This window comes from Streptomyces capoamus, from assembly GCF_014654935.1.
Classification (GTDB): domain Bacteria; phylum Actinomycetota; class Actinomycetes; order Streptomycetales; family Streptomycetaceae; genus Streptomyces; species Streptomyces capoamus.
On sequence record NZ_BNBF01000008.1, the window covers coordinates 222,666 to 235,437 of the forward strand.

Annotated in this window: 6 protein-coding genes and 1 tRNA gene; all 7 read left to right on the plus strand. The window is 73.2% G+C overall.

Annotation, left to right across the window (positions count from 1 at the left end):
• Nucleotides 1-1,361, plus strand: a 1,361-nt coding sequence (locus IE312_RS15545; RefSeq protein ID WP_229899816.1) for a DUF7059 domain-containing protein, incomplete at its 5' end; no start/stop codon positions are given.
• A gap of 398 nt (nucleotides 1,362-1,759) precedes the next feature.
• Nucleotides 1,760-1,957, plus strand: coding sequence for a hypothetical protein (locus IE312_RS15550; RefSeq protein WP_189982151.1), 198 nt, complete (start codon nucleotides 1,760-1,762; stop codon nucleotides 1,955-1,957).
• Between the two features lie 257 nt (nucleotides 1,958-2,214).
• Nucleotides 2,215-5,046: a type I DNA topoisomerase gene (topA, locus tag IE312_RS15555; RefSeq protein WP_189982153.1), complete on the plus strand. Its 2,832-nt coding sequence runs from the start codon at nucleotides 2,215-2,217 to the stop codon at nucleotides 5,044-5,046.
• Nucleotides 5,047-5,426: 380 nt separating this feature from the next.
• Nucleotides 5,427-8,765 (plus strand): dTMP kinase, encoded by a 3,339-nt coding sequence (gene tmk, locus IE312_RS15560; RefSeq protein ID WP_189982155.1) that lies wholly within the window; start codon nucleotides 5,427-5,429, stop codon nucleotides 8,763-8,765.
• Nucleotides 8,766-8,944: 179 nt separating this feature from the next.
• Nucleotides 8,945-10,150: a DNA polymerase III subunit delta' gene (locus tag IE312_RS15565; protein ID WP_189982157.1), complete on the plus strand. Its 1,206-nt coding sequence runs from the start codon at nucleotides 8,945-8,947 to the stop codon at nucleotides 10,148-10,150.
• A gap of 211 nt (nucleotides 10,151-10,361) precedes the next feature.
• On the plus strand, nucleotides 10,362-11,972 hold the full coding sequence (locus IE312_RS15570; protein ID WP_189982159.1) for an alpha/beta hydrolase: 1,611 nt from the start codon (nucleotides 10,362-10,364) through the stop codon (nucleotides 11,970-11,972).
• Between the two features lie 108 nt (nucleotides 11,973-12,080).
• Nucleotides 12,081-12,157 (plus strand) — tRNA-Thr (locus IE312_RS15575).
• The last annotated feature ends 615 nt before the right edge of the window (nucleotides 12,158-12,772 follow it).

The window sequence follows — 12,772 nt, forward strand, 5'->3', positions numbered from 1 at the left end:
CCGCGCTCCGGGCGACCCGCGGTGACACGCCGCTGGAGACGCTCGTACGGCTGTTCCTGCTCCAGCAGCCGGTGCCCCACGCGCGCCTGGCGGGCGTCCTGCCGGTCGAGGAGGCGCTGGAGGCCGGCTGGCTCACGCGCGTGGGCGGCGACGAGGTGGCCGCCACGGTCGACGTACGGCCCTACGGCGGACCCGACGGCGAGGACTGGTTCATCGTCTCCGACCTCGGCTGCGCGGTCGGCGGCGCCGGCGGCATCGGCCGGCACGAGGAGGGGGTCGTCCTGGGTGTCGGCGGTGCTTCCACGACGCTCGCCGGCATCACCGTGCGCACGCCCGTCACCTCGGCCCTGGATCTAGGCACCGGCTCCGGTATCCAGGCGCTGCACGCCGCACAGCACGCCACGCGCGTGACGGCGACCGACCTCAACCCGCGCGCGCTGCACATCACCGCGCTCACGCTGGCGCTGTCCGGCGCGCCCGCCGCCGACCTGCGGGAGGGCTCGCTGTTCGAGCCGGTCCGTGGCGACGAGCGGTTCGACCTGATCGTCTCCAACCCGCCGTTCGTGATCTCCCCGCGGGCCCGGCTGACGTACCGGGACGGTGGCATGGGCGGGGACGATCTGTGCCGCTCGCTCGTTCAGGAGGCGGGGGAACGGCTGACCGAGGGCGGGTTCGCGCAGTTCCTGGCGAACTGGCAGCACGTGGCGGGGGAGGACTGGCAGGACAGACTCAGGTCGTGGGTGCCGCGCGGGTGCGATGCCTGGATCGTGCAGCGCGAGGTGCAGGACGTCACGCAGTACGCCGAGCTGTGGCTGAGGGACGCCGGTGACCACCGCGGGGACCCGGCGGAGTACCAGGCGCGCTACGACGCCTGGCTCGACGAGTTCGAGGCGCGCAAGGTCAGGGCGGTCGGCTTCGGCTGGATCACCCTGCGCAGGACCGGGTCCGACGACCCCGTCGTCACCGTGGAGGAGTGGCCGCACCCGGTCGAGCAGCCGCTGGGGGACACGGTCCGGGCGCACTTCGAGCGGCTCGACTACCTCCGGGCGCACGACGACGCGGCGCTGCTGGACAGCCGCTTCAAGCTCACCGACGAAGTGGTGCAGGAGCAGGTCGGGCTGCCCGGGGCCGAGGACCCGGAGCACGTGGTGCTGCGCCAGCACCGCGGGATGCGCCGGGCGACGAAGGTGGACACCGTCGGCGCCGGGTTCGCGGGGGTGTGCGACGGCACGCTGAGCGCGGGCCGGATCCTGGACGCCATCGCACAGCTCGTCGGCGAGGACCCGGTGCTGCTGCGCGACCGTACACCCGCGCAGATCCGGCTGCTGGTGGAACAGGGCTTCCTGGAGCCGGTGCGCTGACCGGACGCCGGTGCGCCGGTTCTCTGAGCCGACGCCGCGGGCGTCGGCTCGTGGGGGGCGGCGGCTTCCGTCGGGGCGTGGGAGGCGCGGCGCAGCTGTCGTACTCCGTCGTGTCCCTGCCGCCGTAGGTGCGATCCGATCATCATCTGACCGCGGCGTGAGCATCGTCGTATGCCGGAAGCACACGCCCCTGGATCATGCCGACCGCGGCCGGAACGGGACCGCTTCCGGAAAACGGCCGGAAAAATATGGATGCGCGATCCCGCACACCTCTTTTCGGGCATGCGTTCGAACGGTGGCGGGTGCTCCGTTCACCTCGATGTCGCCCGCTCGCCGCCCGCGCGTGCCACCCTCCCCGCGCTGGGGGGAACCGATGACGGGCAGGGGGCGGCGGGGCGATGGAGAGCGGGCCGGCGATCTTCGCGGGAATGGTGTTCGCCCTGTTCGGGGCCGGTCTGCTGGCCTGGACCGGGCTCCGGCTGCGGCGTGGTGAGCCGGTGGCCGCCGGTGTGAACCGCGTCGCATCGGCCGCCGTCGCGAGTGTGGCCGCGACGGTCGCGCTGGCCCTCGCCGCGTACTGTCTGACCCGGCTCTGAGCCGGACGCCCGCCGTGTCCGCCGGGTAAGGGGAGCGTCACGCTCCGGACATGGTCGTGGGGGCGGCCGGGCAGTCCGGGCGGCAGGAATGGCGGTAGTCGGGTTACCGTTCGAGTGGCCGTTGTGGGCTTTTCCCGTTTGACACGGGGGCGGGATGTAGCGTCACACTCCGCAGCGTCACACGAGCCAGCAGTACGCCGCGACCCCGGGACCACGGCCTGGGGAGGCCCCAGCGTCGACCGGAGAGAAGAGCGAAGTTGTCCCCGACCAGCGAGACCGCACAGGGCGGCCGCCGACTCGTCATCGTCGAGTCGCCTGCCAAGGCGAAGACGATCAAGGGCTACCTCGGCCCCGGCTACATCGTCGAGGCGAGCGTCGGGCACATCCGCGACCTTCCCAACGGCGCCGCGGAGGTGCCGGAGAAGTACACCGGCGAGGTGCGCCGGCTCGGTGTGGACGTCGACCACGACTTCGAGCCCATCTATGTCGTCAACGCCGACAAGAAGGCCCAGGTCAAGAAGCTCAAGGACCTGCTGAAGGAGTCCGACGAACTCTTCCTGGCCACCGATGAGGACCGCGAGGGCGAGGCCATCGCCTGGCACCTGCTGGAGGTGCTGAAGCCCAAGGTCCCGGTCAAGCGGATGGTGTTCCACGAGATCACCAAGGACGCGATCCGCGAGGCCGTCGCCAACCCGCGCGACCTCAACCAGCGCATGGTCGACGCGCAGGAGACCCGCCGCATCCTCGACCGCCTCTACGGCTACGAGGTCTCGCCGGTCCTGTGGAAGAAGGTCATGCCGCGCCTGTCGGCAGGCCGTGTCCAGTCGGTCGCCACGCGACTCGTCGTCGAGCGGGAACGCGAGCGCATCGCCTTCCGTTCCGCTGAGTACTGGGACCTGACGGGCACCTTCGCGACCGGCCGCGCCGGGGACCTGTCGGACCCGTCGTCGCTGGTCGCGCGCCTGCAGACCGTCGACGGCAGGCGGGTCGCGCAGGGCCGCGACTTCGACTCGGTGGGACAGCTCAAGAGCCCGAACATCCTCCACCTCGACGAGGCGAACGCCCGCGCCCTCGCCGCCGCCCTGGAGAACACCCGTTTCTCCGTGCGGTCCGTCGAGTCCAAGCCGTACCGCCGCTCGCCGTACGCCCCGTTCCGTACGACGACGCTGCAGCAGGAGGCCAGCCGCAAGCTCGGCTTCGGGGCGAAGGCGACCATGCAGATCGCCCAGAAGCTGTACGAGAACGGCTACATCACGTACATGCGTACGGACTCCACGACCCTGAGCGACACCGCGGTCGGCGCGGCCCGTGCCCAGGTCACGCAGCTGTACGGCGCCGAGTACCTGCCGGCCACCCCGCGTGTCTACGCCGCCAAGGTCAAGAACGCCCAGGAGGCCCACGAGGCGATCCGCCCCTCGGGTGATCGTTTCCGCACGCCCGCGGAGACCGGCCTGACCGGCGACCAGTTCAAGCTGTACGAACTGATCTGGAAGCGGACCGTCGCCTCCCAGATGAAGGACGCGACCGGGAACAGCGTCACCGTGAAGATCGGCGGTGCGGCCGCCGACGGCCGTGACGTCGAGTTCAGCGCCTCCGGCAAGACGATCACCTTCCACGGCTTCCTGAAGGCCTACGTCGAGGGTGCCGACGACCCGAACGCCGAGCTGGACGACCGCGAGCGCCGGCTGCCGCAGGTCTCCGAGGGCGACGCGCTGTCCGCCGAGGAGATCACGGTCGACGGTCACGCCACCAAGCCCCCGGCCCGCTACACCGAGGCCAGCCTGGTCAAGGAGCTGGAGGAGCGCGAGATCGGGCGCCCGTCGACGTACGCATCGATCATCGGCACCATCCTGGACCGCGGTTACGTCTTCAAGAAAGGCACGGCACTCGTCCCGTCCTTCCTGTCCTTCGCCGTGGTGAACCTGCTCGAGAAGCACTTCGGGCGGCTCGTCGACTACGACTTCACGGCCAGGATGGAGGACGACCTCGACCGCATCGCGGCCGGCGAGGCCAAGGCCGTGCCGTGGCTGAAGCGCTTCTATTTCGGCGAGGGCACTGCCACGGGCGGCGCGGCCGACGCCGGCAACGGCGACGGGGACCACCTCGGCGGGCTCAAGGAGCTGGTGACCGACCTGGGCGCGATCGACGCGCGCGAGGTGTCGTCCTTCCCGGTGGGCAACGACATCGTGCTCCGCGTCGGCCGCTACGGCCCGTACATCGAGCGCGGCGAGAAGGACACCGAGCAGCACCAGCGCGCCGACATCCCGGCCGACCTGGCGCCGGACGAGCTGACCGTCGAGCTGGCCGAGGAGCTGCTGGCCAAGCCCAGCGGCGACTTCGAGCTGGGCACCGACCCGGCCACCGGCCACACGATCGTCGCCAAGGACGGCCGCTACGGCCCGTACGTCACGGAGATCCTCCCCGAGGGCACCCCGAAGTCGGGCAAGAACGCGGTCAAGCCGCGGACGGCCTCGCTCTTCAAGTCCATGGCGCTCGACACGGTGACGCTCGAGGACGCGCTGAAGCTGATGTCCCTGCCGCGCGTCGTCGGCACCGACGCCGACGGCCAGGAGATCACCGCGCAGAACGGCCGCTACGGCCCTTATTTGAAGAAGGGCACGGACTCGCGCTCGCTGCAGTCCGAGGACCAGCTCTTCACCATCACGCTGGAGGAGGCGCAGGCGATCTACGCCCAGCCGAAGCAGCGTGGCCGGGCCGCCGCCAAGCCGCCGCTGAAGGAGCTGGGCGAGGACCCCGTCTCCGCCAAGCCGGTCGTCGTCAAGGACGGCCGCTTCGGCCCGTACGTCACCGACGGCGAGACGAACGCGACCCTGCGCTCCGGTGACAGCGTCGAGACGATCACCCCGGAGCGTGGCTTCGAGCTGCTCGCCGAGAAGCGCGCGAAGGCTCCCGCCAAGAAGACCGCGAAGAAGGCGGCGGCGAAGAAGACGGCTCCGGCGAAGAAGGCCACCGCCAAGAAGACGGCTGCCAAGAAGACGACGGCTGCCGCGAAGAAGACGACCGCCAAGAAGACCACCGCCAAGAAGGCGACGGCTGCCAAGGCGACGGCTTCGGGCGCGGAGGACTGACCCCGCACCGGTCCGGCGGCGTCCCCGCGAGGGCCGCCGCCGGCCCGGAGACACGGAGCTCCGGTGCACGCTTCACCGGAGTGGGCCCGTCCGCAGCCGGCGGCCCACGCCGCGGCCGGAAGCGGCAGGCGGCGTCTCCGCGTCGGGTTGGCGGCTCATCCGCCGGGTAGTCGGATCTTCGTCGGTCGGATCTTCGTCGGATCCCGTCGGACGGACGGCTCCTCGCCGGATGGAGGAATCCCCGCCGGGTAGGCGGCCTCCCGGGGGCGGCCGCTGCCGCAGGCGTCCGGAGGCGGGCGCCCAGGTGACGTCTCCGTACCGGCACGCGTTCGGTCGGACACGCGAGGTGTGGTGTCAGCGGCTGCGGATAGGCTGAACGCATGACGCGAGCCGAGCAGCCAACGGCCCTCACCACAGCACCGGACGACGCCCTGGTCGCGGACTCCCGCGAGCGCGCCGTGCGTTCCCTGCTGCGCCGACCGCAGCTGAGGCGCTTGTGGAGCGCGCAGCTGGTGAGCGGAGTCGGTGACGCCCTCTCCCTCTTCGTGCTGGTCGTCCTGGTCCTCCAGGCGGCCATAGACGAGGGCGCCTTCGGCGGTGGCTACCGGGGCGTGGCGTTCGCGGTGGCGACGGTGTTCGCGGCCCGCATCCTCTCCGCGCTGCTGTTCGGCGCCGTCCTGCTCGGCCCGCTGAGCTCGCTCACCGGCCAGGAGGGCCCCCTCGACCGCCGCTGGACCATGGTCGGCGCCGACGGCGTGCGCGCCGCCCTGCTGATCGTCGCCCCGCTGTGGATCGACTGGACCCCTGACGACGCGCTCGCCGTCCTGCTGGTCACCGCCTTCGTCACCGGCGTCGCCGAGCGGCTGTGGACGGTGTGCCGGGAGAGCGCCGCCCCCGCCCTGCTGCCGGCCCCGCCGCCGGAGGGGGCGACGGTACGGCCGCTGCCGGACCACCTGGACGCGCTGCGCCGACTGTCGTTGCGTACGACCTTCCTGGCGATCCCGCTGGCCGCCGCCGCCCTGGTCGTCGCCGCCCTGCTGAACAACCTGCTCGGCACCGGCGTGGCCTGGTTCGACGAGCACCACGCGGCCCTCGGGTCGTACGTCGCGGCGGGCCTGTTCGCCGCCTCGCTGTCCGTGCTGGTCTACCTGGAGCTGCCCGACACGCGCACCCCCCGCGCGCGGTCCCCGCTGGAGGGTCTGCGCCGCCCGCGCACCGGCACCGCCGTGGACAAGGGCCGTACGGGCGCCATCCCGCTGCTCGTCCCGGCCTGTGCCGGCGTCGCCGGCGCGATCGCGGCGGCCGTCGCGGTGTGCGTGCTGCACGCCAAGGACCTCGGCGGCGGCCCGGTCCTCTACGGCCTGCTGGTGCTGGGCCTGACCGGCGGTGTCGCCATCGGCGTCCGCACCGCCCCCGCGCTGCTGCCCTCGCTCTCCCGCCGCCGCCTGCTGGCCCTGGCGATCGCCGTCACCGGCATCGCGCTGCTGGCCGCCGGGCTGGTCCCGGACGTCACCACCGTCCTGCTCATCGTCACGCTGGCCGGCGTCGCCGCGGGCGCGGCCGCCCACACCGGGCACACCCTGCTCGACCAGGAGACCGAGGACCACCGCCGGGCGCGCACCACCGAGCACCTGCACGCCGTGGTCCGCGTCTTCATAGCGCTCGGCGCCCTGATCGCGCCCCTGGTCGCCGCGCTGATCGGCCCGCACCGGCTGGAGAACGGCCGGTTCGTCTTCGCGCACGGCGGTGCCGCCTTCACGCTGATGCTGGTCGGCGCCCTGCTGCTGCCGGTGGCCGCCCTGGTGCTCGCCAAGGTCGACGACCGGTCCGGGGTGCCGCTGCGCCAGGACCTCAGGGACGCGCTGCTCGGCGGCGACGACCCGGTCACCACGCCGGCGGGGAACGGCTTCTTCATCGCCCTGGAGGGCGGCGACGGCGCCGGCAAGTCCACCCAGGCCGAGGCCCTCGCCGAGTGGATCCGCGCCAAGGGCCACGAGGTCGTGCTCACCCGCGAGCCCGGTGCCACCCCGGTGGGCAAGCGGCTCCGCTCCATTCTGCTGGACGTCTCCTCGGCCGGCCTGTCGCACCGCGCGGAGGCGCTGCTCTACGCCGCCGACCGTGCCGAGCACGTCGACACGGTGGTACGACCGGCCCTGGAGCGCGGCGCCGTGGTGATCTCGGACCGCTACATCGACTCGTCCGTCGCCTACCAGGGCGCCGGCCGCGACCTGTCCCCGACGGAGATCGCCCGGATCAACCGCTGGGCCACCAACGGGCTCGTCCCCCACCTCACCGTCCTCCTGGACGTCTCCCCGGAGGCCGCCCGCGAGCGGTTCACCGAGGCGCCGGACCGGCTGGAGTCGGAGCCGGCGGAGTTCCACACGCGCGTGCGGGCCGGTTTCCTCACGCTGGCCGCCTCCGATCCCGGCCGTTACCTGGTCGTGGACGCCGGCCAGGAACCCGAGGCCGTCACCACCGTGATCCGGCACCGCCTGGACATCGTGCTGCCCCTCTCCGAGGCCGAGATCAAGGCCCAGGAGGAAGCCCGCAGGAAGGCCGAGGAGGAGGCCCGCCGCAAGGCCGAGGAAGAGGCCGCGCGCAAGGCCGAAGAAGAGCGCCTGGAGCGCGAGCGCCAGGAGCAGCTGGCCAAGTTGCGCGCCGAGGAGGAGGAGCGCAAGCGCCGCGAGCTGGAGGAGGCGCAGCGGCGCGAGGCCGAACGGCAGGCGGAGGAGGCCCGGCAGCGGGCCGAGGAAGCGCATCGGCGTGCGGAGGAGGAGCGGCAGCGGCTGCTCGCCGAGGAGAAGGCGCGCGCCGAGGAGGAGGCCCGCCGCAGGGCCGAGGAGGAACGGCGCCGCAAGGAGGCCGAGGAAGAGGCCCGTCGGCGCGCCGAGGAGGAGGCCCGGCAGGCTCGGCTGCGTGCCGAGGAGGAGGCCCGGCGCCTGGAGGCGCAGCGCAAGGCCGAGGAGGCGCTGCTGCGGGCCGAGGAGGCCCGTCGGCAGGCCGCCGAGGCCGCGGCGGCCGCCGACGCGGCGGCCCGCAGGCCCAGCACCCCCCTGCCCGCTGCACCGGTCGTGGCCCCGGACGCGGCGACGGCCCCCACGCCGGTGGTGTCACCGGAGGCGGCTGCACGCGGAGCGGACACACGGGGCGCGGACCCGCGGAGCACGGACACGCGGGGCACGGACCCGCGGAGCATGGACGACGAGACGGCGGTGCTGCGTCCGGTGCGCGAGGAGCGTGCTGCCGGCGCCGCGCGCGGTGTCCACACCGACCCCGAGGCGACCACCGAGCTGCCGCAGCCGCCGGCGGCCACGGGACCGGCCGACGAGACCGCGGTGCTGCCCCGGGTGCCGTCGGGCGCGGCGGACGAGACGGCCGTGCTGCCGCCGGTGGTCCCGGGTGCGGCGGACGAGACCGCGGTGCTGCCGCCCGTACGGGACGACGCCCCCTCGGACCGGGTGCCGCCCGGTTTCTTCCGCGATGAGCGGCCCGGCCCCGACGGCTCCGAGCCGCGCACGCGCGAGATGCCCCAGCTCGACGCGGACGGCACGCCCCGCATCCGACCGCGCTCCGACTGGGCCGAGGAGACCCCGCTGGACGACCTGCCGACGCTGGCAGACGAACTGCTGGGCTCACACGACTCGGGGGAGTACGGCGACGACCGGGGCGTGGACGAGGAGCGGGGCCGCAAGGGACGCGGCCGGGGCCGCCGGGGCTGACGCGCACGCCGGATCCGGGACGCCGGTGAGGCGGGCGCCCCAGGCACTGGTCACGGCCGCAGGCCACCGCGCTGGGCGGCCGTAGCCACCGCACCGCGATGGCGCCGGCCCCGGGTGTCAGCGCTCGCCCGCACAATGGACTCCGTGATGCGGAACGTGACGGAAGGGCGGCGCAACCCATGACCGTGTGGGACGACCTCGTCGGACAGGACAGGGTGAGCGCGGTGCTCGACGCGGCCGCGCGGGACGCCGATGCCCTCGTCACGGCCGCCGCCGCGGACGAACCGCTGCCCGAGGCGTCGAAGATGACGCACGCCTGGCTGTTCACGGGGCCGCCCGGCGCGGGCCGGAACCAGGCGGCGCGGGCCTTCGCCGCCGCGCTGCAGTGCGTGAGCCCCGACCGCGCCCTCGGCGGCACCCCCGGCTGCGGCTTCTGCGACGGCTGCCACACCGCGCTGCTCGGCACCCACGCGGACGTCACGACGGTCGCCGCGGTCGGCGCCGAGATCCTGGTCAAGGACATGCGGGACACGGTCCGCAAGTCCTTCACCTCCCCGGCGAACGGCCGCTGGCAGATCATCCTGGTCGAGGACGCCGAGCGGCTGAACGAGAAGTCGGCCAACGCCGTCCTGAAGGCCGTGGAGGAGCCCGCCCCCCGCACGGTCTGGCTGCTGTGCGCCCCGTCCATCGAGGACGTCCTGCCGACCATCCGCTCCCGCTGCCGCCACCTGAACCTGAGCACCCCGTCCGTCGAGGCGGTCGCCGACATGCTCGTCCGGCGGGACGGCGTCGAGCCCGCGGTCGCCGCGTCGGCCGCCCGCGCCACCCAGGGCCATGTCGACCGCGCCCGGCGCCTGGCCACCGACCCGGCGGCCCGCGAACGCCGCGCCGCCGTGCTGAAGCTGCCGCTGCGGCTGGACGAGGTCGGCGCCTGCCTCAAGGCCGCCCAGGAACTGGTCGACGCGGCCGCGGAGGACGCCAAGCAGCTCGCCGAGGAGATGGACGGCAAGGAGACCGAGGAACTGAAGGCGGCGCTCGGCGCGGTGCAGGGCGGCCGGCTGCCGCGGGGCACGGCGGGGGTGATGAAGGACCTGGAGGACATGCAGAAGCGCCGCAGGACCCGTACGCAGCGCGACAGCCTGGACGTGGCCCTCGGTGACCTCACGGCCTTCTACCGGGACGTCCTCGCCCTGCAGCTCGGCACCCGCGTGGCGATCGCCAACGCCGACGCCGAGGACGCCCTGCAGCGGCTGGCCCGCGGCAGCTCCCCGGAGTCCACGCTCCGCCGGATCGAGGCGATCGCCGCGTGCCGCGAGGCGCTGGACCGCAATGTGGCCCCGCTGCTGGCGGTGGAGGCGATGACGATGGCGTTGCGAGCGGGGTGAGCCGCAGCGCACGATGTCACTCATGGGGATGTCGCTCGTGGGATGTCGCTCGTGGGGATGCCACCCGTGAGGAGGCCACTCGCGGGGACATCACTCCCAGGGTCGGCCCGGGGCGCGCGCCGCGCGGGAGCCGGCCCGGACTCGTCACCCGTACGGGCCACGCTGCTCCACGCACCGCACTCGCCTCGTCGCTCAGGGTTACGCTCGTCCGATGCGTACCAGGCCTTCTCCCCGCTCCCGTCGGCACCGGCGCACCAGCCCCCGGTCGGCGATCCGCCTGACGTCCGGCTTCCTCGCGGCCGCCGCCCTCCTCGTGTCCGCCTGCTCGCCCGGGAACCCCACCGCGCAGGCGGGCGGGAGGGTGGAGGCGGCGCTGGCCGAGCTGCCGCGTGCGACGCCGTCGGCACTCGCGCCGTACTACGCCCAACGGCTGCGGTGGCGCGACTGCGGTGTCCCCGGATTCCAGTGCGCCACGATGCGGGCCCCGCTGGACTACGACAAGCCCGGCGCCGGTGACGTACGGCTCGCCGTCGCCCGGAAGAAGGCCACCGGCAAGGGCAAGCCGCTCGGCTCCCTGCTGGTCAACCCGGGCGGCCCGGGCGGCTCGGCCGTCGACTACCTCCAGCAGTACGCCGGCGTGGGCTACCCGGCACGGGTCCGCGCCCGCTACGACATGGTGGCGATGGACCCGCGGGGCGTCGCCCGCAGCGAGCCCGTCGAATGCCTCGACGGCCGGCAGATGGACGCGTACACGCAGACGGACACGACCCCCGACGACGCGCGGGAACGCAACGCCCTGGTCACCGCCGACCGGAAGTTCGCGGAGAGCTGCGGGGCCCATTCGGCGCGGCTGCTGCGGCACGTCTCCACCGTCGAGGCGGCACGCGACATGGACATCCTGCGGGCGGTGCTCGGCGACCGGAAGCTGAACTACGTCGGGGCGTCGTACGGCACCTTCCTCGGGGCGACGTACGCCGGACTGTTCCCCGGGCGGGTCGGCCGCATGGTGCTGGACGGGGCGATGGACCCGTCCCTGGACGCCCGCAGGCTGAACCTGGACCAGACGGCCGGCTTCGAGACGGCGTTCCGGGCCTTCGCGAAGGACTGCGTACGGCACTCCGACTGCCCGCTCGGCGGCAAGGGTGCCTCGCCCGCGCAGGTCGGCGACCGCCTGCGGGCGTTCTTCCGCGCGCTGGACGCCCACCCGATCCCGGCGGGCGACACGCACGGCCGCAAGCTGGGGGAGGCGCTGGCCACCACCGCGGTGATCGCATCCATGTACGACGAGGGGTCCTGGGCACAACTGCGCACGGCGCTGGCCTCGGCGATGAAGGACAAGGACGGCGCCGGCCTGCTGGCCCTCTCCGACAGCTACTACGAGCGGGACGCCGACGGCCGCTACAGCAACCTGATGATGGCCAACGCCGCCGTGAACTGCCTGGACCTGCCGCCCGCCTTCGCCGGCCCCGAGGACGTCGAGAAGGCGCTGCCCGCGTTCGAGAAGGCGTCCCCGGTCTTCGGCCCGGGCCTGGCCTGGGCCACGCTGAACTGCGCGTACTGGCCGGTGCGGGCCACGGGCGAGCCGCACCGCATCGAGGCGAAGGGGGCCGCGCCGATCGTGGTGGTCGGTACGGTCCGCGACCCGGCGACGCCGTACCGCTGGGCCCGCTCCCTGGCCGCCCAGCTCTCCTCGGCCCGCCTCCTGACCTACGACGGCGACGGCCACACGGCGTACGGCCGCGGCAGCGCCTGCATCGACACCGCGATCGACACCTACCTCCTGCGCGGCACCCCGCCACCGCCCGGGAAACGCTGCTCATGACCCCTCCCGCCCGCCCCGGAACCACCCCCTCCGGGGCGGGTACGAAGCACCCCGGGAAACTGTGTAGACTTACCGACGTTGCCGATCGCACCATGGTGCGGGCAGCACGCCGCTTTAGCTCAGATGGCCAGAGCAACGCACTCGTAATGCGTAGGTCTCGGGTTCGAATCCCGAAAGCGGCTCCATCCGAAGCCCAGCCCAGACATCGTCTGAGCTGGGTTTTTGCGTTCAGCGGATACGGCGGCGGCGCAGGGAGCGTGCCGCACGGATGTCGGTGGTCTCACTTCTGGTCTCAGTGAGGCTCGGAGCCGGGGCCGACGGAGGCGACGGCGGCGGTACGAAGAACTCCGCTCCTCTCGCGTCGGCACGGCATGTACCTTCCGTACTCTGCCTTGCCCCCCCCGCGAGCAGGCCAGCGGGTGCCGAGCTCCCGACGGCGCTGGCGGAGCTTGGCGGACAGGAAGGGCAGAACTGGACACGTCCATGCCGGACCTCGCAGCTTGGCAGGCCCTCGCTGCGCCCTGTGCATGTGACGCTCTTAGAATCCCGGCATGCCCTCCCCGACGGCCCGAAGCCCCTTGCTCATTGCTCTGCTGGTCGTGGGCCTGGCCGCATGCGTCTACTACGCTCTGCAGCCCGTACGGGAAGCTTGCACACTTACCTCCGAGCCGTATGGCTCCACCTTCGCCCCAAACAGCTCCCACACCTCCGGCAACGGCCGGTGCGGCGAAGAGCGCACGCGCTTCATGGCCTGGCTTGAGGGATAGGCGCACCCACCGAATGAGATCGACCACCTCCGG

Excerpts from the sequence above, each read along its gene's own strand:
- IE312_RS15565 (WP_189982157.1), top strand. The coding sequence starts at position 8,945 with ATGACCGTGTGGGACGACCTCGTCGGACAGGACAGGGTGAGCGCGGTG.
- tmk (WP_189982155.1), top strand. The coding sequence starts at position 5,427 with ATGACGCGAGCCGAGCAGCCAACGGCCCTCACCACAGCACCGGACGAC.
- IE312_RS15550 (WP_189982151.1), top strand. The coding sequence starts at position 1,760 with ATGGAGAGCGGGCCGGCGATCTTCGCGGGAATGGTGTTCGCCCTGTTC.
- IE312_RS15570 (WP_189982159.1), top strand. The coding sequence starts at position 10,362 with ATGCGTACCAGGCCTTCTCCCCGCTCCCGTCGGCACCGGCGCACCAGC.